The sequence below is a fragment of the Ferruginibacter sp. HRS2-29 genome, assembly GCF_024343615.1.
Taxonomy (GTDB): Bacteria; Bacteroidota; Bacteroidia; order Chitinophagales; family Chitinophagaceae; genus Ferruginibacter.
Genome location: NZ_RJUB01000128.1, coordinates 64756 through 89248, shown reverse-complemented (window position 1 = coordinate 89248; position 24493 = coordinate 64756). Strand labels below are relative to the sequence as shown.

Sequence of the window (24493 nt, the reverse complement as noted above, 5' to 3'; positions counted from 1 at the left end):
CAGCCGGTCAATAAAACGAAGTAGCAAATCGAGAATGGAATCGTGGCTGGCCAGGAGGCCACGCCACGGCGTTCAAGAAGGGAAGTATTTTAAATTAGTAATAATAATAGCAGTAATTACCCCTCGTAAGTCGCCCCGGCGTGGCGTCCCCGCCAGCCGGTCAATAAAACGAAGTAGCAAATCGAGAATGGAATCGTGGCTGGCCAGGAGGCCACGCCACGGCGTTCAAGAAGGGAAGTATTTTAAATTAGTAATAATAATAGCAGTAATTACCCCTCGTAAGTCGCCCCGGCGTGGCGTCCCCGCCAGCCGGTCAATAAAACGAAGTAGCAAATCGAGAATGGAATCGTGGCTGGCCAGGAGGCCACGCCACGGCGTTCAAGAAGGGAAGTATTTTAAATTAGTAATAATAATAGCAGTAATTACCCCTCGTAAGTCGCCCCGGCGTGGCGTCCCCGCCAGCCGGTCAATAAAACGAAGTAGCAAATCGAGAATGGAATCGTGGCTGGCCAGGAGGCCACGCCACGGCGTTCAAGAAGGGAAGTATTTTAAATTAGTAATAATAATAGCAGTAATTACCCCTCGTAAGTCGCCCCGGCGTGGCGTCCCCGCCAGCCGGTCAATAAAACGAAGTAGCAAATCGAGAATGGAATCGTGGCTGGCCAGGAGGCCACGCCACGGCGTTCAAGAAGGGAAGTATTTTAAATTAGTAATAATAATAGCAGTAATTACCCCTCGTAAGTCGCCCCGGCGTGGCGTCCCCGCCAGCCGGTCAATAAAACGAAGTAGCAAATCGAGAATGGAATCGTGGCTGGCCAGGAGGCCACGCCACGGCGTTCAAGAAGGGAAGTATTTTAAATTAGTAATAATAATAGCAGTAATTACCCCTCGTAAGTCGCCCCGGCGTGGCGTCCCCGCCAGCCGGTCAATAAAACGAAGTAGCAAATCGAGAATGGAATCGTGGCTGGCCAGGAGGCCACGCCACGGCGTTCAAGAAGGGAAGTATTTTAAATTAGTAATAATAATAGCAGTAATTACCCCTCGTAAGTCGCCCCGGCGTGGCGTCCCCGCCAGCCGGTCAATAAAACGAAGTAGCAAATCGAGAATGGAATCGTGGCTGGCCAGGAGGCCACGCCACGGCGTTCAAGAAGGGAAGTATTTTAAATTAGTAATAATAATAGCAGTAATTACCCCTCGTAAGTCGCCCCGGCGTGGCGTCCCCGCCAGCCGGTCAATAAAACGAAGTAGCAAATCGAGAATGGAATCGTGGCTGGCCAGGAGGCCACGCCACGGCGTTCAAGAAGGGAAGTATTTTAAATTAGTAATAATAATAGCAGTAATTACCCCTCGTAAGTCGCCCCGGCGTGGCGTCCCCGCCAGCCGGTCAATAAAACGAAGTAGCAAATCGAGAATGGAATCGTGGCTGGCCAGGAGGCCACGCCACGGCGTTCAAGAAGGGAAGTATTTTAAATTAGTAATAATAATAGCAGTAATTACCCCTCGTAAGTCGCCCCGGCGTGGCGTCCCCGCCAGCCGGTCAATAAAACGAAGTAGCAAATCGAGAATGGAATCGTGGCTGGCCAGGAGGCCACGCCACGGCATTCGAGTAGGGAAGTTGAAACCTTTGCCCAAATGCTCCCCTGGGAGCCGGTGCTGCAGGAGCTGGTAGAGTACAGCCTGAGCAACTGCAGTATAGAAGGGAGCTACCTCATAGCCGAACTGATGCTGTGGAAGGCGCGGATGATGGCGGTGGTGGAAGCGGCGTGGCTGGTGGAAATGAGGGCGAAGAATTGAACCACAGCGACACAGCGGGCAGGCGTTTTCCCTTCGCGGAAAGGCGGCAAAGCCGCCCCGCTGTGCTCGCCATGCCGCTCTGCCGCTGTGGTTGCCCTACTTATCCCTCATAACTTATCACTTATAACTCATAACTTTCTTACTTTTGCGGCATTATGGCAGAAACCAACATTTTCCAGGAACTCATAGCCCATTGCAAAGAATACGGCTACATTTTTCAAAGCAGCGAAGTGTACGACGGCCTTGCGGCGGTGTACGATTACGGCCAGAACGGCGCCCAGCTCAAAAAGAACATCCGCGACTACTGGTGGAAGAGTATGACCCAGCTCAACGAAAACATCGTGGGCATCGATGCGGCCATCTTCATGCACCCCACCGTGTGGAAGGCCAGCGGCCACGTAGATAATTTCAGCGACCCGATGATCGACAACAAGGATAGCAACAAACGCTACCGCGTAGATCACCTCATAGAAGCTTTTGCAGAAGGGCTCGCCGAAAAGGACGGTACCAATCCCAATGGCGAAGCACTGCTTGCAAACATGGATGCTTTGCTGGCCAAAGATGATTTTGCCGGACTAAAAGCCCTGATAGAAAATAATAAGATGACCTGCGCCGTGAGCAAGACCAGTAACTGGACCGACGTGCGCCAGTTCAACCTCATGTTCTCCACCGAGTTTGGCGCAGTAGCAGATAAAGAAGGCGACAACATCGTATACCTACGCCCGGAAACGGCACAGGGTATTTTTGTTAACTTTTTGAACGTGCAGAAAACCGGCAGGATGAAGATCCCTTTTGGTATTGCGCAAACAGGCAAGGCTTTCCGCAATGAGATCGTAGCCCGCCAGTTCATCTTCCGCATGCGGGACTTTGAACAGATGGAAATGCAGTTCTTCGTGCGTCCCGGCACACAAAAACAGTGGTACGAGCACTGGCGCGACGAACGCAAAAAATGGCACGAGAGCATCGGCATCCCCGCGGAAAAATTACGTTTTCACGATCACGCCAAGCTGGCGCATTACGCCGACGCGGCACTCGATATCGAATTTGAATTTCCCTTCGGCTGGAAAGAACTGGAAGGTATCCACAGCCGTACCGATTTCGACCTTAGCCAGCATGCCTTGTACAGCAAAAAGAAAATACAGTATTTCGATAACGACCTCAACGAAGAAGGAAAACCTTACGGCAACTACACCCCGTTTGTGGTAGAAACTTCCGTTGGCCTCGATCGCCTTTTCCTCACCATCATGAGCCTGGCTTACAAAGAAGAAAAATGGACGAAAGAAGATGGTACGGAAGACAGCCGCGTGGTGCTGAAGATCCCGGCAAAGATCGCCCCTACCAAGCTGGCGATATTGCCACTGTTGAAAAAAGATGGCCTGCCTGAAATAGCGAAAGAACTGATGAACGAATGCAAGGGCGATTTCATGTGCTTCTACGAAGAAAAAGATGCCATCGGAAAACGCTATCGCCGCATGGATGCCGTGGGCACGCCGTTTTGCGTAACCATCGATCATCAAACCAAAGAAGATGATACGGTCACCATCCGCTACCGCGATGATATGAGGCAGGAAAGAATTGCGATCAGCGATGTGAGGAAGCTGGTACTGGAGAAGATTAGTTAGCGGGTTAGTTTTTTAGAGGGGAAGGCGCCCACCGCAGAGAAGGGAGAGAGCAGAGTTTTCGCAGAGATAAAATATAGCATCTCTCTGCGAAAACTCTGCTCTCTCCCTTCTCTGCGGTGACACCTACGCGAACGATCATACAAACCGCAACCCGTCACCCGCCAGGCGTCACCAACCAATCCTCTTTTGCAAAATATTTTTCTATATTTAACTATGAAGAAATATTTTTTGGTCTATACCTTATCTATCCTTTGCTGCCATTCCTTTGCCCAGTCGCCGCTCCCAACTTATCCCGAAGTATTGAGGCAATTCTTCACCCACTATACCGCCACCGACGAATACGACAATTACACCAGCTTTTCCAAAAAGAAAGATGGCTGGTATGTACAACAGGTGCACCGCCTTAAGTCCGACAGCCTGCTGAATGAACACCTCTTCTGGCCGATCGCTTCCAAAACATATTCCGACCTGTCCGATACTTACGGAACAACCCCGGCCGAAGACCCGGAGAAAAAAGTTGCCGGATTTTTAAATGATATTTCTTTTTACTCCTTCGAGCGATGCCGCTATTACGGCTACAATGGCTGGAACAGCGATATGATCAGGGATTTTGGTAGCGCACAAAATCTATCCGATACCATGCTGGAAGGTTTGTCCCGGGCGTATTCATCCTACGCCAGCACCTATCTTTGGTATCAATCCGGCGGCGCCGAAGAAAAAGGCGATACGCTTCAGCGCATGCTGGGCCGAACAGAAATACCTTCTGCAGAAAGAATAAATAAAGCATTATACAATATTGAAAAAAGTATCTCCACCTTGCAGGTGGTGGAAAAAAGGAACCCTGCGTTCGGCTTACTGGTGGGAAATGCACACCTGAAAGTTTTTAATGAAAACATGCATGGTTATATGCAGATGATGTTTGCCGACAGGGAAAAAGAGGCCCGCCATTTCATCGATCAGATAACGCTCGACGAACCTTACCGGGTGCAGGCCAGAAACTACCTCAATTCCTGCGACAGCAACGCCATCCTGTTTTCTTTCAGCGACAACGATACTTACCAGCTTTGGTACATACAGGAAAAAGAAGGTTACCGCAAAGATATTGCTGTGATCAATTCTTCCCTGCTGGGCCTGCCCATATACCTGGAAATGCTCAGGAGAAAAATGAGCGTAAAGATCACCACGCCTGTCCGCTTTTACGAAAAGGCTACCGGCGACGTAGTTTATTGTCTCGAAAATAAAGAGTATCAAGGGCCGTCTTCTGTTTCTTTTGCCACGTTGGAAAAGATGATCTATGAAAGACAGTTCCCGCTTGAAAATATTTACCAGGGAGAAGCATCGGTGGGTTATGCCAGTGTACCGGTAAAACAATTTTCATTTCCATTGGGTAAAGCTGCGGGCTTCCTGCAAAAGAAAGCCACGGCCACTTCGGCAATAAATATAAAGCTGCAATCGTACCTGCCGATGAACGACCTCCTGCTTCTTAACATAGCAGCAGACAACAGCAACTCAAGGCCGATCTATTTTACTTCGTTCTACGATTATTTTGAAGACAACCTGCTGATGCAAGGCATCGTTCGAAAACTGGTACCCACCAGCTTCACATCCGACTCTGCCGTAAAGAGGCTGGAAGCAAAAGGCCTGGAAGATTTTCTTGCAAATACATTTCACCCTGTGCTGAGCGATGAAAAAATAACTTCCTACGATGGTGATCAGGCTTTTGCAGTTGCTTATGCTTTGCTGGTATATCATTACGCAGAAAAAAAACAATATGCCGAGGCAAAAAAATGGCTACAGAAAGCAATTGACCAATTACCTGCTTATGATGCCGATCACATCCGCCGGTACGAATTACTGGCGAGGGTTTGTGTGGCAGCAAAAGACCGGGTGAATACGAAGAAATTTTATGAAGCTACCTGCCGGAAAGTTGTAGACAATTATTTTTACCCGAATGCCGTGCAGAGCTATAAAACAAAAGCGGAAGTACTGGAATACCTTCAAACCACTATAAACCTCTTCAGGGAAAATCAATTGGATACTTCGGTGCTGGATGGGCTGGTTGAAAAATTGCAGGTGGAGAGTTAACGATTTGTTTTCCTGTTACTTTTAACTGCGTTGATCTGCGTGCACTGATCAATAAACAGTAGAATAATGATCTGCTTCGTGATATAAATTATAAAGGCGTAGCGATTGCTTCGTTCCTCGCCGCCGCTGTACTAAGGCCAAACCCCGGAGGTTTTGAAAACCTCCGGGGTTTTTGCGCTCCGGTCAAAGTCCCCTTCAGGGATTTAGGGGTTACCCATACAATTCCTGGTGAATACACTTCCTGTCGTACCCCAGTTCCAGTATCCTCAGTTTGGCATCGTCGATCATATTCTTCCAGCCACACAAATAGAAATTAGCCGGCCTCGGATGTAACTGCCCGTCTTCACCGGTTTCCATATTCTCTTTCACGATCATTTCATACAGCGTGTGTACGTAACCGGTAGGCCCTTCCCAGTCTTCGCGGCTGAGCGTAGGCAGGTAGTGAATGTTGGGCATACTGTCGCTGAGCTCTTTCAACTCGTCGAAATAAAGCAGGTCGTTTTTGGTACGGCAACCAAATAAAAGATAAACACTCTTATGCGGAATATTGTGCAGTTTGATGTAATGCAGCATGCTCCTGAACGGCGCTATACCGGTGCCGGTGCAGATCAGAAACAGGTCTTTATCGATCGGGTCGGGCATGGTGAAAACTCCAACGGGCCCACGCAGCTGTATCTCGCTTCCCTCTTCTACTTCATTAAACAGGTATTGCGTCCCCACCCCATCTTCCAGCAATACGATGCAAAGCTCAAAAATATTACTCCCATCGGGCCAGCTGGCAATGGAGTAGCTTCGCCAGCGTTTGTTGGGCTTCTCGTGTATCGGCAGGTCGAGCGTAACAAATTGCCCCGGCTGATAATCGAATACTTCCAGCTCGGGTATCTGGATAAAAAAACGGCGGGTGGCGGGTGCCTGCTGCTCGATCTTTATTACACGCCCGGTGCGCCAGGGTTGAAGGGCCATATGGAGTAGTTTTAACTAAGTTAGTTAAAAAGGTTTAGAGATTAGGGATTAGGAGGTAGGTTTAGGGGTTTAGGGGTTAGAAGTTTAGTAAACCCGTCAGCGGCTCCTTAGCCCCGACAGGGCTGAAAGAAATCTTATAAAATAGTAGTACAACAATTCAAACAGGCGTAGCTTTTCATCAAAAAGTAACGAAGGTTTCACCATTCACTATTCACCATTCACTATCTTTGCGGCCGGATGAACCTGGATGTGTTGTTGAATTTTTACAAAAACGACGAACGCTGTTTACAGATAGCGAACGGGATCACTTTGTCCAAACCTCAGCACCTGCACCTGAAAGGGCTTCACGGCAGCGCTTCGCAATTTGTGTTGGCATCCGTTTTTTTACAACCGGTTACGGCGCAAACCAATCACCTCGTCATTTTACGCGACGCTGAAGAAGCGGCTTATTTTCATAATTCTTTTGAAAATATCACCAACGCGTTAGACATCTTTTATTTCCCTTCTTCTTTTAAAAACAAGAAAAATTACCAGCTGCTCAACAGCAGTCACGTGATGCTTCGGACCGAAGCGCTTACACGCCTCTCCTCCTCCTTTGGGGGAGGCCGGGAGGGGGCCAAAAAGATCATCGTTACGCATGCAGAAGCATTATTTGAAAAAGTAGTGCTTTCCAAAACCCTATCGGATAATATCATCAGTATCAAGCAGGCCGATGAGCTGGACGTGACGGGCATGCTTCAGAAATTTGTGGAGTATGGTTTTGTGCGGACTGATTTTGTGTATGAGCCCGGCCAGTTTGCCGTTCGTGGTGGTATCCTCGATATCTATTCCTTCGGAAACGAGAAGCCCTACAGGATTGAATTGTTTGGCAATGAAGTAGACAGCATCCGCATCTTCGATCCCGAAAGCCAGTTGAGCGAACGGAAATTGTTGCAGGTAAGCATCATCCCCAACGTGGATAAACTCACCGACGAAGCAAGTGAGTCCGGAGAAAAAGTTTCACTGCTGGATTTCCTGCCGGAGAATACCGTAGTATGGACAGAGGACTGGAATTTTATCCGTGAAAAGATTGAGCAGCAGGAAGAAGATCTTTCGCTGTTCATGGAGATGTTGAAAACGTTTAAAACGACAGACGACAGGCGACAGGCCACTGACAACCGTTTATCAACAGCGGATGATAGTGGGGAACTGAATATTAAAACGGAAGTAAGGCAAGAAGATTTTATTTCGGCCAAAGAAATAGAAGAACAGGTAAGGTTACGGCATATCATTGAGATCGGGAACAAATCGTATTTTGATGAGAATAAAACATTTTCTTTTCACATAAAAGATCAGCCGGCTTTCAACCGCCAGTTCGACCTGCTGATAAAAAACCTGCAGGAATACGAAGCGCAGCAGTACAACATTTTCATTTTTGCTGATAATCCCAAGCAGCTCGAACGTTTACACACCATCTTCACCGATCTGAAGGCGGAGATACAAGTGACGCCCATACCGGTTTCCATCCACCAGGGATTTATTGACGACGACCTGAAACTGATCTGTTATACCGATCACCAGGTTTTTCAACGATATCATAAATACAAGGTAAAACAGGCTTTCAGCAAGAACAAGGCGCTTACGCTGAAAACACTCCGCGAACTTCAGCCGGGAGATTATGTGAGCCATATCGATCACGGAGTGGGCGTGTACAGTGGATTACAGAAGATAGAAGCCAACGGCCGCATGCAGGAAGCGGTGAGGATACAATACAAGGATGGTGATCTGTTGTATGTGAATATCTCATCGCTGCACAAGATCAGCAAGTACAGCGGCAAGGAGGGAAGCATTCCGAAAATGAACAAACTCGGAAGCGATGTGTGGAGCAAGCTGAAAGAAAAAACAAAAAAGCAGGTAAAAGATATCGCTACCGACCTGATAAAACTATACGCTCAACGTAAGAGCCAGCAAGGCTTTGCGCATAGCCCGGATAATTATATGCAGACGGAGCTGGAAGCAAGTTTCATCTACGAAGACACTCCCGACCAGGCCAAAGCCAGTGAAGATGTGAAACGGGACATGGAAAAAGAAGCGCCGATGGACAGGCTCGTGTGCGGTGATGTTGGGTTTGGCAAAACGGAAGTGGCCATCCGTGCCGCTTTCAAATCGGTATGTGATGGCAAACAGGCCGCCATACTCGTTCCTACCACCATCCTCGCTTACCAGCATTACAAAACGATCGGCGAACGATTGAAAGATTTTCCGGTAACGGTGGATTTCATCAACCGCTTCAAATCGGCGAAAGAGAAAAAAGAAACACTCAAAAAACTGGAAGAAGGAAAGATCGATATCATAGTGGGCACCCACGCATTGCTCGGCAGTGGCGTGAAGTTCAAGGACCTCGGTGTGATGATCATTGATGAGGAACAGAAATTTGGTGTATCCGCTAAGGAAAAACTGAAATTATTACGCACAACCGTAGACAGCCTCACACTAACGGCAACGCCTATCCCAAGAACGCTGCAATTCAGCCTGATGGGCGCCCGCGACCTCAGCATCATCAATACCCCACCACCCAACAGGCAGCCGATACAGACTGAAGTGATGGTCTTCAACGAAGATGCCATCCGCGATATGATCTATTATGAAACGGAAAGAGGCGGACAGGTTTTCTTCATCCACAACCGCGTGAAAGGCCTGGCAGAAATGAAAGGGCTGATCCAGGGGCTTTGCCCCGATGTAAGCATCGCGTATGCCCACGGGCAAATGGAAGGCGATCAGCTGGAAGATACTATCCTCGATTTCATGGAAAAGAAATACGATGTACTGGTTTGTACCAATATCGTGGAAAGCGGTGTGGATATCCCGAATGTAAATACCATCATCATCAACAATGCACACCAGTTTGGGCTGAGCGATCTGCACCAGCTGCGTGGACGCGTTGGGCGCAGCAATAAAAAAGCTTTCTGTTACCTGTTGGCGCCGCCGATGAGCACACTGCCTCCCGACAGCCGGAAAAGGCTGAGCACACTGGAACAATACAGCGACCTTGGAAGCGGCTTCCAGATAGCAATGCGTGACCTCGACATCCGCGGAGCGGGCAATATGCTGGGCGGCGAACAAAGCGGCTTCATTGCCGAAATAGGTTTTGAAATGTACCAGAAGATATTGGATGAAGCCATCAAAGAATTGAAACGAAACGAATTCAAAGACCTCTTCAGGGAAGAGATACAGCAGCAGGATGATTTTGTAAAAGATTGCACGATCGATACCGATCTCGAAATACTGATCCCTGACAGTTATGTAGAAAGCATCACCGAAAGGCTGAGCCTTTACACCCGACTGGATAATTGTGAAACAGAAAATGAACTGACCGCATTTCACCAGGAAATGGAAGATCGCTTCGGGCCTGTTCCGCAGCCAGTGGAAGACCTGTTTACGACTATCCGTTGCCGTGAGACAGCCATAGAACTCGGCTTTGAAAAGATGTTCCTGAAAAATGAAACGTTGAAATGTTTTTTTGTGAGCAACCCCGACAGTCCTTATTTCCAAAGCGATACATTCAATGGCATCCTGCAGTTTTTACAAACGGCCACCAACAAAGCCAAACTCAAGCAGGTGGGCAAAAACGGCATACTGGTAGTGGAAGATGTGAGGGATATGGATACGCTGTGGAGGTTTTTGAGCAAGATGAAGAAAAGTTTAGAGTTTAGGGTTTAGGGTGCAGGGTTACTTTAAGATTGTCTGCCTGAGCCTGTCGAATACACGCCTGTCTTCCATGAAACTGCCTCTTGAACAAGCTCAGGTTAATAGCAGGAAAAATTTAACTTCCTTACTGCATTGCAAAGCAGCTATCTAGCCTTAAAATCCATAAATTTACGCGACTAAAAACCCTGCTATGCTAAAGTGCCTGCTAACCACATTACTGTCGGCTTCTATATTTTCTTCCAGTGTGCTGGCACAAACGCCTGAAAAAGATCTTGAGTCAGTAAAAAAAGATTATACCCGCGAAAGCATCTATTTCCATTACGATAAGGATAATTATGTAGCCGGGGAAACCGTCTGGTTCAAAGCCTACCTGTTTGCAGGTGTGTCCCCTTCGTTTTACAGTACTTCGCTGAATGTGGAGTTGCTGAACGATTCGGGCAGGGTGATCAGCCGAAAAATACTGCCTGTATTGGCGGGCAGCGCTGTAGGCAATTTTGATCTCGACAAGGATCTGCCACAGATGAATTACACGGTAAGAGCCTATACCAGGCGTATGCAGAATTTCGGCAATATCTTTTTTTACGAAAAACAATTACAGGTTTTCAATCCTTCAAAGGCTATAGCTAAGAGCAGTGCAGCGGAGACACGGGCTTATTTTTTACCCGAAGGGGGAAACATGGTGGCAGGTTTACCGGCTGTGGTCGCGTTTAAGATGTCGGATCAGTATGGCACGCCAGTTTATTGTGAAGGTGAGGTCGTTGACCGTGAAGGTAACAATGTAGCCATATTTAAAACAGTGCACGACGGAATGGGAAAATTTGCTTTCATCCCACAACCCGATCAGTCTTATACAGCTATTTGCAATTTCCCCGGAGGCATGCAAAAGATCGCTTTACCTGCGGTAAAAATTTCCGGCTTTTCGCTGATGATACAGACAGCTGGCGACAAAAAATTCTTCATTGTCAATAAAGAAAAAGTCAGCAACGATAACCAACGTCCCGCCTATCTTCTTGGCGTGATGGAAAATACCGTTCTTTTTCGCCAGGATCTTTCCAGTGCGGGCATGCTCGTAAAAGGCCAGCTGCCACTTGCTACGTTGCCTTCGGGGATCCTGCAGCTCACTGTGTTTAATAAAGAAGATCAGCCACTGGCAGAGCGTATGTTATTTGTCGGCAACAATGAATTTTTGGTGAAGGGAATCTTTAAAGCAGATACGGTGTCGCTGGTGGAACGCAAAAAAAATTCATTCTCCTTCACCGTGGAAGACAGCATCCCCGGAACATATTCTGTATCGGTTACTGACGTTGATCGTGAGATACCGACAGACAACAGGGAAAATATTATCAGCAGGCTGATGCTGACGAATGACATCAAAGGTTATATCCACAACCCGTTGTATTATTTTGAAAATGACAACCAGGAAAGCAGGGAATACCTTGATTTGGTGATGATGACGAACGGGTGGAGAAATTTCAGCTGGGCGCAGATCATCAGCAAAAACTTCCCGGGATTGTCGTATAAAGACGAAAACTATATTTCTGCATACGGCAAAGCCTATTATGCGCCCAGGAACAATGTGATGGTGACGAATGCGGATATGAATGTATTTATGAGCAGCAAAGATTCTTCCAATGAATTCTTTACTGTGCATATTGACGAAAAAGGTGATTTCAAAATTCCCGGAATGATCTTCCAGGATTCAGCAAAAATGAGTTTTCAGCTGAATACTGCCAAAAACAAAAGTATTTCGTTGAGCATGTACAACCTTCCATTGTCGAAACTTTTTGTTGCAGCGCCTCGCCCGATCTATGGAGAAATAAAACCTGTAGGCGACATTTCATCTGTGCCGGGCATTTCATCCACGGTAAAAGAATTGTATGGAAGTTCGCTGGCGAGGCTTTCGCAGGACGATGAAAAAAGATTGATATCGCTGCAGGAAATAAGGCTTGCTTCTGTAAAAGCAAAAAGCAAAACAAGCATCGTACAGCAACGTTACCTTACTGGTTTATTCTCTACCGGTTACGGTAAAACGCTTGATTTTATCACCTACCCTGAATCAGGTTTTTACCGCAATGTTTTCGAGTACCTCAAAGGAAGGGAAAGCAGCCTCAGTATCAGCGGCAGCGGTTCGGAATACTTTATCAACTACCGTGCTACCAGGAGCCTTGCCGGAGGCTTGTTGCCCATGACCATTTTCATCGATGGCGTACAGTCCGACACTTATTATGCTGCTACCATCCCGATGCGTGATATTGCTGTGGTGCAGATCCGCGGTAGTGGCTTCGTAGGGGCTGAAGGTGGTGGCGCCGGTGGTGTACTGGCAATTTTCACAAGAAAAGGAGGCGATATCTTAGCCAGTCCAAGAGACAATTTATCTTCTCTCAGCATAGAAGGTTATGCCACTGTAAAAGAATTCTTTTCGCCCGATTATTCTGTAAACAATAATAAGGCCGTACCCGATAACCGCACCACACTTTACTGGAACCCCTACCTGGAAACCAGCGCCGAAAACAAGACGCTACGCATTCCATTTTACAACAGTGACCATGCGAAAAAGTTTCGTGTAACCCTTACCGGTATGAACGCCGAGGGCAAGTTGCTTTACATGGAAAAAATAATTGAATAGACCGAAATGGCTTCAGATTTTCTGAAGCCATTTTGGCTTTTAAAACACCTATCCCTTACCTGAACAGTAAGAAGTGTTCGCAGACGATCCCCATCTCATTTTACAATTCCGACAACAGCAAAAAATTCCGGGTGATTGTAACCGGTATCATGGCTGATGGAAAGCTGTTATATATACAGAAGATCGTCGAGTAGTCAACTCATGGGAGTTGTCTACTCCCATGAGTTGACTACTGCAAATAAAGAAGCCACCCAATGGGTGGCTTCCGCAATTAGTTTATAACTGAATTACCAGCTTTTCTTTGCGACTCCGTCTTTTACGGCCTGCAATGCTTTAGCTTCAGCAAGCATGGTTGTCATTTTGTTTCCTTTTCCATCGTGACCCTGCGCCATATAGCCACCACGAGAAGTCTTAGTGATCACTGCATCCTGCATCGGAACGTTTTTTTCCTTTGTTTTCATGCAATAAGCTGTTAACATGTTACTCATTTTAATCGAATTTATAGTTTATAAATATGGTCAATGAACCGTAATACAAGTACAAGCTACTAAATTTATTGGTATCACCAAAATTAGCTGTAAAATAGGTAAATATTTGGTTAATTTATAATATATAAAATCGGGCTTTTTACCGAAATAATACATATTATTATATGAGAAGAGCCCGGGGTTTCCGGGCTCTTCTCATATAATATAAATCGTCACTCTTATCTGTTACACATCTATTTTAGCATATTTAGCATGACTTTCAATGAATTCGCGCCTTGGCGGTACTTCATCTCCCATCAGCATACTGAACACGCCATCAGCCGTGGTAAGGCTATCGAGGGTTATCTGCTTCAAGGTACGGGTTACCGGGTTCATAGTGGTTTCCCATAACTGTTCTGCGTTCATTTCACCCAAACCTTTATATCGCTGCGTATTTACGCTATCATCTTTCCCTTGTCCAAATTGCTGGATCAACGCCTTACGTTCTGCATCCGTCCAGGCATATTCCTGGTCTTTTCCTTTTTTTATGAGGTAAAGCGGTGGCTGCGCAATATATACGAACCCTTGTTCTACCAGCTCTTTCATATAACGGAAGATAAAGGTCATGATCAGCGTGGCGATATGGCTACCATCCACGTCGGCATCCGTCATGATGATCAGCTTATGGTAACGCAGTTTTGATGTATCCAACGCTTTCGGATCTTCCGGCGTACCGATCTTAACGCCAAGGGCGGTAAACATGTTCCTGATCTCCTCATTGTCGTAGATCTTGTGCTCCATTGCTTTTTCCACGTTGAGTATCTTACCACGTAGCGGCAGGATAGCCTGGAAGCTTCGGTCGCGGCCCTGCTTCGCCGTACCACCCGCCGAATCCCCTTCGACAAGGAACAGCTCACATTTTCCCGGATCTTTATCGGAACAATCTGCCAGTTTACCCGGCAATCCACCACCTACTAATACGCTTTTGCGCTGCACCATATCACGTGCACGCTTAGCTGCGGCACGGGCCTGTGCGGCCAGTATCACTTTTTGTATGATGGTTTTGGCATCTTTCGGGTTTTCTTCCAGGTATGCTTCCAATACCCGGCTCAAAGTGGTATCCACGATACCCATCACTTCACTGTTACCCAGCTTGGTTTTAGTCTGGCCTTCAAACTGCGGTTCCGGCACTTTCACCGAAATGATGGCACTGATCCCCTCGCGGAAATCGTCGCCCTCAATAGCCACTTTCGCTTTTTCAAACATCCCCTGTTTTTCGCCGTAACTTTTGAAAACACGGGTGATGCTCCTGCGGAAACCCGCTACATGCGTACCACCTTCGATGGTATTGATATTATTTACATAACTGAAGATATGCTCCTGGTAGCTGGCGTTGTAGATCATCGCTACTTCTACCGCTACGTTGCTTTTTTCATCATGGCCATCGCAATAGATCACCTGTGGTATCAATGGCTGCCTGTTGGCATTCTTGTCGATCTGCGCTACAAATTCTTCAATACCGCCTTCGCTGTAAAAATTCCTGGTATAGGCTTTTCCGTTATCATCCAGTTCACGCAGGTCGGTAAGTGTGATGCTCAGCTTACGGTTCAGAAATGCCAGTTCTTTCAAACGGCCTTCCAGGATATCCTTAACATACTCGGTAGTGGTGAAAATGGTGCCATCGGGCCAGAACTGAACGGTAGTACCGGTTGTTTCGCTGGTACCGATCTCCCTTACGGGATATTTCGGGATACCGATGCCGTATTCCTGCTCGAATTTCTTGCCCTCCCGGTTTACGGTCACATGCAGTTTGGTACTGAGTGCATTTACGCAACTCACCCCCACCCCGTGAAGACCACCGGATACTTTGTAAGATCCTTTATCGAATTTACCACCGGCGTGAAGCACGGTCATTACCACTTCCAGTGCACTCCTGTTTTCTTTGGTGTGCATGCCGGTAGGGATACCGCGTCCATCATCCTGTACGGTGATGGAATTATCTTCATTGATGGTGACAAAAATGTTTTTGCAATAGCCGGCCAATGCCTCATCGATACTGTTATCCACCACCTCGTATACAAGGTGATGCAACCCCTTGATACTGATATCGCCGATATACATCGCGGGACGTTTGCGGACTGCTTCTAAACCTTCTAAAACCTGGATACTGTCGGCACTGTAATTGCCTTTTGCCTGGGCTAGGATTTCTTCTGTTTCGTTGCTCATAAATACTTTAAAACCTTTAAGACATGTCGGAACCCGACATTCCTGCAAATGTAACGAAAATAGGCGGGTTAACCTAGTGCTAAACGGTCTATTTGAAGGAGATTTTGTGAACAATTTCTTAACGAAAACTCTACCGCGGAGAACAAGAGTAAACGGAGGTTTCTCTGAGAGAAAAACAACCTCCCTTCACTTTTGGCATTGGACAATACTTCGCCGTTGGTCTTGGAGCCATATGGCGGCAATGAGGGTTTAAAACACTTCCGGATAAAGTGAAAACCTCAAAGATTTCACTATTCACCATTCACCATTCACTATTCGAGTTTAAACATCGATTTGTTTATTCGAATCCTTGTCGTATATTTGCATCGAAATTTTTCAATGTATCAACCACTCAGCATATTATCACTGGCGCGTAAGCAACCCTTCATGCAGGAAGAGATCGAAACGCTGCAGGAAGTTGTCCGCAACGTTCCGGGTTCCGTACGCTATGGCATCACCCGATATAAAAAACAGCCGCAGTGGAACATTGAAGATACCGGCGTACTGGTGTACCATTATGCAAAAAATGACCCTGAGCAGAATTATCTGGAACTCCGTTTTTGCGTCAGCGGCAACGTTTACTGCCGTCAGAAAGAATCGGAATGTGATTATTGCAAACTGAATAAAAGCAAGAGCTGTATCGAAAAAGTGGACAGTGTGGATGTACTCAGCTTCAGTTTTTCAGCTAATTACCTGCACCAGTTTGCGAAAGCGCACCACTCTCCTACCAGCCTTACCGACAATGTGTTATCATTCAAGCACACCACTTCTTTCAGTAAGATGCTGCCGCTTTGCGGAAAAACAAGGATGGCGATCGAAGCACTCCTGAACCACACTTACACCGATACGCTCGAAAATATTTTCATCAACGCACAGACGCAGATCCTCCTGCTGTACAGTATGGATTGTATGCTCGGCGAAAAAGTAGAAAGCTCTTTCACCTGCAAGTTCCTGGCAAACGAAGCCGACAGGGAAAAGATCATCAAAGCAAGGGAAATATTATTGCAACACATCGGCGAACCTATCACCATCAAGGCCTTGAGCCGTAAAGTGGCCATCAATGAATGTTACCTGAAAAAAGGGTTCAAAGAAATTTTCGGTACCACCATTTTCGACTTCTACCAGAGCCAGCGCATGGAACATGCGAAGTATCTTTTGTACGATAAAGGGCTTAGCGTAACCGAAGTTTCCTTACTGCTTGGCTACTCTTCCATTTCCCATTTCAGTACCGCTTTCAAAAAGCATACAGGCATCAAGCCTTGCGAGTTGCTGATCCACTAACCGGCTATTTTTTCTGATCTTTTACCGCTTGCGTAAGCGCTTTTCCGGATACGGCACTTTTGATCAGGAAGGCTGTTGTTCCTTTGCATCCTCATTAAAAAAACCTCGGGATCATGGGAAAATTATTACTGCTTATCGGATTTTTATTTTCAGGCTTTATTTCAACTGCTCAAAACAGCATCACCGGCACAATAACCACCAGCGACGGGCAAAAAGCTGCCATGGTAAATGTCCAGGTGAAAGGGCAAAATGGCAATACAACACATAGTGATTCAAAAGGAAATTATTCATTGACAAATATCTCCGGCGGAAAATCAACGATCGTAGTTTCTTTTGTGGGATTAAAGACCCAGGAAAAAACAGTCGACTTTTCAGGAGCTGGACCAGCTGTCTTGAATTTTATTTTATCAGAAAATGCACAGGAACTGGAAGAAGTTATTGTGAGTGCAAAAAAAGGGTTGAATGCACAACCGGTATCGGTTGGAAAAGTAAATATCAACCCGATGGATCTGCCGCAAAGTATTGCTGTCATTGGCCAAACGGTGATCCGCGACCAGCAGTCGCAGCGCCTCAGCGATGTGATCAAAAATGTGAACGGCGTATATCTTTCCACTACCCGCGGCAGCACGCAGGAAAGCTTTTCGGCCCGTGGATATGCTTTTTCAAGCACCAATATGTTTAAGAATGGATCGAGAGTTAATAGCGGTGTGATGCCGGAAGTAAGTTCGCTGGAAAAAGTAGAGATATTGAAAGGCAGTGCCGCCATACTATACGGAAACGTATCGCCGGGTGGTATTATAAATATGGTTACCAAACAGCCGAAGTTTAACTATGGTGGCGAATTTTCTATCCGTTCCGGAAGTTATGGATTGATCAAACCATCCTTTGATGTTTATGGCCCGCTATCGAAAACAATCGCCTTTCGCGTAAACGGTACTTACGAAAGAGCGGATAGTTACAGGGACAAGGTACAGTCAAAACGTTTTTATATAAATCCTTCCGTACTGTTTAAACTTGGCAAAAGGACGGAATTATTGTTGCAGGCCGATTATTTGGATACTGATTTCACGCCAGATTTTGGGATCGGGTCACTCAATAATACAAAGATTGCCGATGTACCACGATCTGCATTTTTTGGCACATCCTGGCAATATAATAAAGCTAAACAAACCACGGCTACAGCGACCGTTAAACATGACCTGAATAATAACTGGAACATAAACTTTACTGGTTCTTACCAACAATATAAGAGAGATTATTACTCTACCGAAAGGATCCAGGCGGATGCCGACGGCGACTGGGGCCGCCCGCTTAATAAAATATTATCGACCGAAAACTATGTGATCGGCCAGGTTGACCTGAAGGGAAAGTTCAATACCGGAAAGATAGTACACACCTTGCTGGCGGGCGTAGATGCTGACAATTACAGCACCACTTCATTCACTTTCAACAATCCTACATTGTATGATTCTTTAAATATCCTGAATCCCGGCAAATTTGTACAGCGCACGGATATCCCGGCAGCCAATAAAGTTACAAAGGCACAAACGCCACTTAACCGTATGGGCATATATGTCCAGGACCTGATCAGCCTTTCAGCAAAATTCAAATTACTGGCCGGCCTGCGTTGGTCGCAGCAGGAATCACGCCCCGTGACCACCACTTACCTGCTAAAAGACAGCATAGCAAAAGGCATCCGTAAAAAAGACGACGCATTTTCGCCGCGTGTAGGCCTGGTATATAAGCCCTCGCCCATCATGTCGGTATTTGCCAGTTATGCAAATTCCTTCTCAGTCAATTCCGGAACCGATGTTTTTAACAACGCATTATCGCCTTCCATCATCGACCAATATGAGATCGGTATCAAGAATGATTTTTTTAAAGGGAAATTATCGGCTAACCTTACTTTTTACAAGATCATCAATAATAACCTGGCCCAGACTGCTCAATTTGCAGCAGATGGCATAACCCCTAATAATAATACTGCGCTTAAAGAACTGGTTGGTGAAACAACCAGCGATGGTATTGAACTCGACATCAGCAGCCAGCCTGTGAAAGGATTGAATATATTGGCAGGCTACAGCTATAACAACATGCGTTATACCGATATCAAACCAGGTAAGGGAAATTATATTGAAGGGGAAAGACTGGTAAACACTCCGGCGCATACAGCCAACAGCAGCATATTTTACACTTTCCAGAAAGGAAAAGTGACAGGGCTTAAGATCGGTGCGGCTGCTTTTTACACCGGCAAACGTTTTGGAGGCTGGAACAATACGCAACAGCAGGTGCAAACCTATTCCAGGTTGATTCCGGTGGATGGTTTTACTACCGTAGATATTTCCGCAGGATATACTTTCAGCCGTATCTCGCTGCTGGCAAAGGTTTCCAACCTGTTTAACACATACAATTATTATGTTCATGAAAACTATAGCATCAATCCTATTGCACCAAGGCAGGTAATTGGAACGATCGCGATAAAACTCTGATGATTGAATAAGCTGCAGCGATAAAAATCCTAAAAATAAAATGTTTACCGGCTTGTTTATCCGCATATTTTCCTGGCAAATGGTAATATGATCAGGTTGACTGCACAGAAAAAAGCAACAGAAATAAAAAAAGCCCCGGAGTTCCGGGGCTTTTTTTGTGCTTGTGTTTGAAGTAAAGTGATGCTTCAGAGGTGCATTCTCTTCTTCTTTGGGATTGAATTTTAAAACGGAACCGTGTTTCTACGAGATTCTTATATAGGAAAAGGAAAATGTAATAATTTAAAATAACGGGAGTAAGATTACCCCCGTTTTACCCTAATAAAACCCTAAACCAGCAAAATCTTTATTCAGTGATCGACCCTTCTTCACTGATCAGTAATGTTTTTTGTTTTTTTGTTTCGCCGTTTTCAACTTTTACTTTATAAAAAGGCGTTACACCAGGTACTTCTACTTTTGATGCTTCTGTAACTTTCAGATCTGAATAACCATTCTGCAATGCAGTGGTGATATTTGCAGGCAAAGCAGCTATATCATACGTGGTGGTAGTTTTTACCAGGTCACCTTTTGCATTGTATTCTGCGCTCTGTTGAAGGCTGGAAGTATTGGTGAAACTGGCAACATAATTACCAGTGTAGTTTTTGCTCCATTTGCTGTTTTCTACACCTGCATTTGCGCTGGCGAAAGAAGAATTGATATTTTCAGGAACAACAACTTTAGGCTCTGTAGTTTTTTTCTTCTTGGTTTGTGCATTGGCGGAAACGCTCAACATTAGACCTGCACATAGTATTAAAAAAGCATTTTTCATACATTCATGTTTTAATTGGATAATCTGTTTTTGTTTTCGTTTTGGATATTTACGAATACTATGCCAAAGAATCCGAAATGTGGAAAACCGCAAATGTTTTAGAAAAAAAATTACGTTCCGTTTTTCCACATTTTATGTTAATTGCCTGAACTTCAAAGTGCTTAAAAAACTTCCGGTTTCAGAAAAGTCCGGGTTTCAATTCCGATAACCTGTAACCATATTATATGTAACAAATTAAAGCCCAAAGTTGGTTTTTGTTGATAAAAATCAAACCATGGGGCTTACAACCCCGGAGGTTTTCTTTCAACCTCCGGGCGTTTTAGTCCAAACACTCCGGGGTTAAAGGGGAAACCCCGGAGGGTTTCTTTCAACCTTCGGGGTTGAGGGAAACCCCTGAGGTTTGTTAAGCAAAACCCCCAAGGTTTTTTATTACCTTTGCGCACTTATTAAACAGTATAAAGGAGAATTTTCACATGTCGTCTACATACAAGGAATACCAGCAACTCAATTTACCCGATATCAGCAGCCAGGTACTGACCAAATGGAATGAAACAGGAGCTTTTCAGAAAAGTGTCGATATCCGCGAGGGAAACACGCCCTTCGTATTTTTTGAAGGCCCGCCAAGTGCCAATGGTATGCCGGGTATTCACCATGTGATCTCCCGTACGCTGAAGGACCTCGTATGCCGTTACAAAACCATGCAGGGTTTCCAGGTAAAACGCAAGGGCGGATGGGATACCCATGGCCTTCCGATAGAACTGGGCGTTGAAAAACTGCTGGGCATCACCAAAGAAGATATCGGTAAAAAGATATCCGTAGAAGATTATAATAAGAAATGCCGCGAAGTGGTGATGCAGTATAAAGACAAGTGGGATGAGATCACCAAACAGATGGGTTACTGGGTAGACCTGGACAAACCCTACGTTACCTTTGAAAATAACTATATAGAAACACTCTGGTGGTGCCTGAGCGAATTATACAAAAAAGGCTACCTCTATGAAAGTGTGAGCATACAGCCTTATTCACCGGCAGCGGGTACCGGCCTTAGCTCGCACGAGCTGAACCAGCCAGGTACATATAAAGATGTAAAAGATACGAGCGCCGTAGTGATGTTTAAAGCTGTGCACAGCGACAAAACAACATTCCTTTTTGATGCGGTAAACAATGAAGAATTGTTTTTCATGGCCTGGACCACCACCCCATGGACATTGCCTTCCAACCTCGGGCTCACGGTAGGACCGAACATCGATTATGTATTGGTAAAAACATTTAACCCATATACTTACCTGCCGAATAATTTAGTACTGGCCCAAAACCTGGTATCTAAATATTTCAAAGCGGATAATGAGAATACAGATTTTGCAGCATATAAAGAAGGCGACAAAGCTGTTCCATGGAAGATCATTACCGAATTCAAAGGAAAAGATATCGAAGGCGCCACCTATTATCAGTTAATGCCTTTTGAAGCCAATAGCCTTGAACAAATTCAGACAATTACTCCAGGTGCTGAACCATTCAAGGTAATTGTTGGAGACTTTGTAACTACTGATGATGGTACCGGTATCGTGCACACTGCACCTGCTTTTGGCGCAGATGATTTTAAGGTTGGCAAAGTCAATAATTTGGGAATACTGACGCTAGTAGATAAACAAGGGCGATTTGTAGGTGGTGTAGGTGAATTTAGCGGACGTTATGTGAAAGATTATACAGATGATCCTGATTATACAGATGTCAATATTGATATTTCTGTAAGACTAAAGAAGGAAAATCGTGCATTCAAAGTTGAAAAATATGAACATAATTATCCGCATTGCTGGCGAACTGATAAACCTATAATATATTATCCTCTTGATGCATGGTTTATCAAAACTACCGCTGTAAAGGATAGAATGGTAGAACTAAATAAAACAATCAACTGGAAACCCGCAAGTACCGGTACCGGTCGCTTTGGCAATTGGCTGGAAAATATGGTAGATTGGAACTTAAGTCGTAGCCGTTTTTGGGGCACCCCACTGCCGATATGGAAATCACAAGTTTCAAAACGAGAATTATGCATTGGTTCTGTAGAGGAATTAAAAGAAAAAGGCTTTTTACTAAATTCAAAGTTCACCGATGCTATTATAAAACATCAAGGGGATTTGGAACAATTGGCTAAAGAACCCAATTTACAGGCTAGGCATTTAAACATGAGTATCCCTAATATTGGTAGATCTTTATTTGATCAGGTTAAATATGGAAATGTAATATTAGGCTTCAATCATCTTATGATTAAATATGTGCCTGATGAGATTCTTAGTCAATATCTAGAAAAAATTGAGGATAAAGAAATTGATTTACATAAACCTTTTGCAGACAGTATATGTTTGTTCGAAAATAATGAAATTTTTTATCGTGTGCCCGACCTGGTAGACGTTTGGTTCGACAGTGGCGCCATGCCTTATGCACAATGGCATTTTCCTTTTGAAAATAAAGAGACGTTCAGGCAGAATTTCCCGGCTGATTTTATCGCCGAAGGGGTGGATCAGACAAGAGGCTGGTTTTATACCCTCCATGCCCTGGCTGTGCTATTGTTTGACAGCGTAGCGTATAAAAATGTAGTGAGCAATGGCCTGGTGCTGGATAAAAGCGGTAACAAAATGAGCAAGCGCCTCGGCAATGTGATCGATCCGTTTGCCACTATCAATAGTTACGGTGCCGATGCCACCCGCTGGTACCTCATCACCAATGCATCACCATGGGATAGCCTGAAATTTGACGAAGACGGCATTAAGGAAGTGCAACGCAAATTCTTTGGTACACTATATAATACTTACCAGTTCTTTGCGCTGTATGCCAACGTAGATAAATTTTCTTTCAAAGAAAGTTATATACCGCTCGGCGAAAGGCCGGAAATAGATCAGTGGATCTTGTCCTCCCTCAACACGCTTATCAAGAACGTGACCGAAAATTTTGATGCCTACGAGCCTACGCAAGCCGGCCGTGCCATCGAAGAATTTGTGGATACCCACCTGAGCAACTGGTATGTGCGCCTTTGCCGCCGCCGGTTCTGGAAAGGTGAATACGAGCACGATAAAATATCAGCTTACCAGACCCTGTACGAATGCCTGGAAACGTTGAGCAGGCTGATAGCCCCGGTAGCGCCGTTCTTTGCTGACTGGTTATACAATAATCTCAATGAAGTGACCCATCGTTTTGATACCGCTTCGGTGCACCATGCTTATTTCCCTAAAGCGGATGAGGCGTTCATCAATGAAGGACTGGAAAAAAGGATGCAGCTGGCACAGGATGCGTCTTCGCTGGTATTGTCGCTGCGCAAAAAGGTGAATATCAGGGTTCGCCAGCCATTGCAGAAGGTGTTTATCCCGGCGATGGATGCCGGAATGGCTGAAAATATCAGGCTGGTGGAAGAGATCATCAAAGCGGAAACCAATATCAAGGAAGTGGATATCCTGTCAGCCGACAATGATTTCATCCGTAAGAAAGCGAAAGCCAACTTCAAGACATTGGGTAAAAAACTGGGAGCAAAAATGAAATGGGCTGCCGGAGAAATAGAAAAATTCGATAATACGTTGATCGAACAGGTACAGAAAGGAGATTATGTACTTAATAGTGAGGCAGTTGCCAATGGCGAGGAGCCGATTGTCATAAACAGCGAAGACCTGGAGATCATCACCGATGAGATACCGGGCTTTGAAATTGCGGGCAAAGGATCGCTTACCGTTGCCCTCGACATCGTGATCTCCCCTGAGCTGAAAAGCGAAGGGAATGCCCGGGAATTCGTAAACAGGGTGCAGAATATACGCAAAGACAGTGGATTTGAGCTTACAGACCGTATAATCGTGACGATAAACGAAAATGCTGACCTGCAACCTTCATTAATTGAATTTAAAGATTATATTTGCCGCGAAATTTTGGCAGATACCCTTGAATTTGTACCCCATCTGGCAACTGGCATTCAAATTGAAGTAAACGATTATCCCTTAACACTGAATGTTTTAAAAAAAAGCGAGTAGTATATGGCAACCAAAAAACCAGCAGCTAAAGCAGCAACCAAAAAGCCAGCTCCAAAACCGGCCCCAAAAAAAGCAGCCAAACCTGCTCCGAAACCGGTAAAAAAAGCAGCGCCAGCGAAAAAAGCGGCGAAACCTGCTCCCAAACCAGCCCCTAAAAAGGCGGTAGCCAAGCCTGCTCCGAAAAAAGTGGTAAAACCTGTTGCTAAGCCAGCTCCGAAAAAAGCCGCCAAGCCTGCTGCAAAAGCGGTTGCCAAACCAGTTCCGGTTAAAAAATCGGCTAAACCAGTTGTTAAACCGGTTTCGAAGACTGCAAAGCCAGTAGCGAAACCAATTGCTAAACCTGTTGCGAAAGTTGTGGCGAAAAAACCTGTGGCTGTAGCACCCAAAAAACCAGAT

General features: G+C 45.5%; 14 protein-coding genes. 9 read left to right on the top strand and 5 right to left on the bottom strand.

The genetic code is table 11. The annotated features are described in order from the left end of the window. The first annotated feature begins 1632 nt into the window (after positions 1–1632). The 3 genes from EGI32_RS14285 to EGI32_RS14275 all read left to right on the top strand — a co-directional run bounded on the left by EGI32_RS14285 (position 1633) and on the right by EGI32_RS14275 (position 5501). On the top strand, positions 1633–1794 hold the full coding sequence (locus EGI32_RS14285) for a hypothetical protein (RefSeq protein WP_255156044.1): 162 nt from the start codon (positions 1633–1635) through the stop codon (positions 1792–1794). 155 nt (positions 1795–1949) lie between these two features. Beyond that, positions 1950–3416 carry a glycine--tRNA ligase gene (locus tag EGI32_RS14280; protein WP_255156043.1) on the top strand — a complete coding sequence of 489 codons (1467 nt, stop codon included), beginning with the start codon at positions 1950–1952 and terminating at the stop codon, positions 3414–3416. 213 nt (positions 3417–3629) lie between these two features. Then, on the top strand, positions 3630–5501 hold the full coding sequence (locus EGI32_RS14275; protein ID WP_255156042.1) for a hypothetical protein: 1872 nt from the start codon (positions 3630–3632) through the stop codon (positions 5499–5501). A gap of 210 nt (positions 5502–5711) precedes the next feature. On the opposite strand, the gene EGI32_RS14270 is transcribed toward EGI32_RS14275, so the two are convergent. After that, positions 5712–6464, bottom strand: a complete 753-nt coding sequence (locus tag EGI32_RS14270) for a ferredoxin--NADP reductase (RefSeq protein ID WP_255156041.1) — start codon at positions 6462–6464, stop codon at positions 5712–5714. A 237-nt stretch (positions 6465–6701) separates the two neighbouring features. Between EGI32_RS14270 and mfd the strand changes: the two genes are divergently transcribed. The 3 genes from mfd to EGI32_RS14255 all read left to right on the top strand — a co-directional run bounded on the left by mfd (position 6702) and on the right by EGI32_RS14255 (position 12971). Then, a complete protein-coding gene (mfd, locus tag EGI32_RS14265) occupies positions 6702–10163 on the top strand; it encodes a transcription-repair coupling factor (RefSeq protein WP_255156040.1) in 3462 nt (1153 codons plus the stop codon). A gap of 178 nt (positions 10164–10341) precedes the next feature. Further along, entirely contained in the window at positions 10342–12777 is a 2436-nt protein-coding gene (locus tag EGI32_RS14260; RefSeq protein WP_255156039.1) for a hypothetical protein, read from the top strand. A gap of 32 nt (positions 12778–12809) precedes the next feature. Further along, on the top strand, positions 12810–12971 hold the full coding sequence (locus EGI32_RS14255; RefSeq protein ID WP_255156038.1) for a hypothetical protein: 162 nt from the start codon (positions 12810–12812) through the stop codon (positions 12969–12971). Between the two features lie 93 nt (positions 12972–13064). Here EGI32_RS14255 and EGI32_RS14250 read toward each other — a convergent pair whose 3' ends face one another. Both EGI32_RS14250 and gyrB read right to left on the bottom strand, forming a co-directional pair. Further along, complete coding sequence (locus EGI32_RS14250; RefSeq protein ID WP_255156037.1) at positions 13065–13265, bottom strand: hypothetical protein; 201 nt, start codon at positions 13263–13265, stop codon at positions 13065–13067. Between the two features lie 225 nt (positions 13266–13490). Beyond that, positions 13491–15470, bottom strand: a complete 1980-nt coding sequence (gene gyrB, locus EGI32_RS14245; protein ID WP_255156036.1) for a DNA topoisomerase (ATP-hydrolyzing) subunit B — start codon at positions 15468–15470, stop codon at positions 13491–13493. 378 nt (positions 15471–15848) lie between these two features. Here gyrB and EGI32_RS14240 point away from each other — a divergent pair, with 378 nt between their 5' ends. Both EGI32_RS14240 and EGI32_RS14235 read left to right on the top strand, forming a co-directional pair. Continuing rightward, the gene (locus EGI32_RS14240; protein ID WP_255156035.1) at positions 15849–16790 is read left to right on the top strand and encodes an AraC family transcriptional regulator; all 942 of its coding nucleotides are present in this window, start codon (positions 15849–15851) and stop codon (positions 16788–16790) included. A gap of 113 nt (positions 16791–16903) precedes the next feature. Further along, positions 16904–19279, top strand: coding sequence for a TonB-dependent receptor (locus tag EGI32_RS14235; RefSeq protein WP_255156034.1), 2376 nt, complete (start codon positions 16904–16906; stop codon positions 19277–19279). 343 nt (positions 19280–19622) lie between these two features. Here EGI32_RS14235 and EGI32_RS14230 read toward each other — a convergent pair whose 3' ends face one another. Further along, positions 19623–20084 (bottom strand): PepSY-like domain-containing protein, encoded by a 462-nt coding sequence (locus EGI32_RS14230; protein ID WP_255156033.1) that lies wholly within the window; start codon positions 20082–20084, stop codon positions 19623–19625. Between the two features lie 473 nt (positions 20085–20557). On the opposite strand from EGI32_RS14230, the gene ileS reads away from it, so the two are divergent. Then, positions 20558–24097, top strand: coding sequence for an isoleucine--tRNA ligase (gene ileS, locus EGI32_RS14225; protein WP_255156032.1), 3540 nt, complete (start codon positions 20558–20560; stop codon positions 24095–24097). Here ileS and EGI32_RS21205 read toward each other — a convergent pair. After that, positions 24058–24483, bottom strand: a complete 426-nt coding sequence (locus EGI32_RS21205; protein WP_303626653.1) for a hypothetical protein — start codon at positions 24481–24483, stop codon at positions 24058–24060. The two genes, ileS and EGI32_RS21205, sit on opposite strands and share 40 nt — an antisense overlap. Positions 24484–24493 lie beyond the last annotated feature (10 nt).

What these genes read in the sequence shown, in the direction of transcription:
- EGI32_RS14285 (WP_255156044.1), top strand. Translation starts at nt 1,633, where the DNA reads ATGCTCCCCTGGGAGCCGGTGCTGCAGGAGCTGGTAGAGTACAGCCTG.
- EGI32_RS14280 (WP_255156043.1), top strand. Translation starts at nt 1,950, where the DNA reads ATGGCAGAAACCAACATTTTCCAGGAACTCATAGCCCATTGCAAAGAA.
- EGI32_RS14275 (WP_255156042.1), top strand. Translation starts at nt 3,630, where the DNA reads ATGAAGAAATATTTTTTGGTCTATACCTTATCTATCCTTTGCTGCCAT.
- EGI32_RS14270 (WP_255156041.1), bottom strand. Translation starts at nt 6,464, where the DNA reads ATGGCCCTTCAACCCTGGCGCACCGGGCGTGTAATAAAGATCGAGCAG.
- mfd (WP_255156040.1), top strand. Translation starts at nt 6,702, where the DNA reads ATGAACCTGGATGTGTTGTTGAATTTTTACAAAAACGACGAACGCTGT.
- EGI32_RS14260 (WP_255156039.1), top strand. Translation starts at nt 10,342, where the DNA reads ATGCTAAAGTGCCTGCTAACCACATTACTGTCGGCTTCTATATTTTCT.
- EGI32_RS14250 (WP_255156037.1), bottom strand. Translation starts at nt 13,265, where the DNA reads ATGAGTAACATGTTAACAGCTTATTGCATGAAAACAAAGGAAAAAAAC.
- gyrB (WP_255156036.1), bottom strand. Translation starts at nt 15,470, where the DNA reads ATGAGCAACGAAACAGAAGAAATCCTAGCCCAGGCAAAAGGCAATTAC.
- EGI32_RS14240 (WP_255156035.1), top strand. Translation starts at nt 15,849, where the DNA reads ATGTATCAACCACTCAGCATATTATCACTGGCGCGTAAGCAACCCTTC.
- EGI32_RS14235 (WP_255156034.1), top strand. Translation starts at nt 16,904, where the DNA reads ATGGGAAAATTATTACTGCTTATCGGATTTTTATTTTCAGGCTTTATT.
- EGI32_RS14230 (WP_255156033.1), bottom strand. Translation starts at nt 20,084, where the DNA reads ATGAAAAATGCTTTTTTAATACTATGTGCAGGTCTAATGTTGAGCGTT.
- ileS (WP_255156032.1), top strand. Translation starts at nt 20,558, where the DNA reads ATGTCGTCTACATACAAGGAATACCAGCAACTCAATTTACCCGATATC.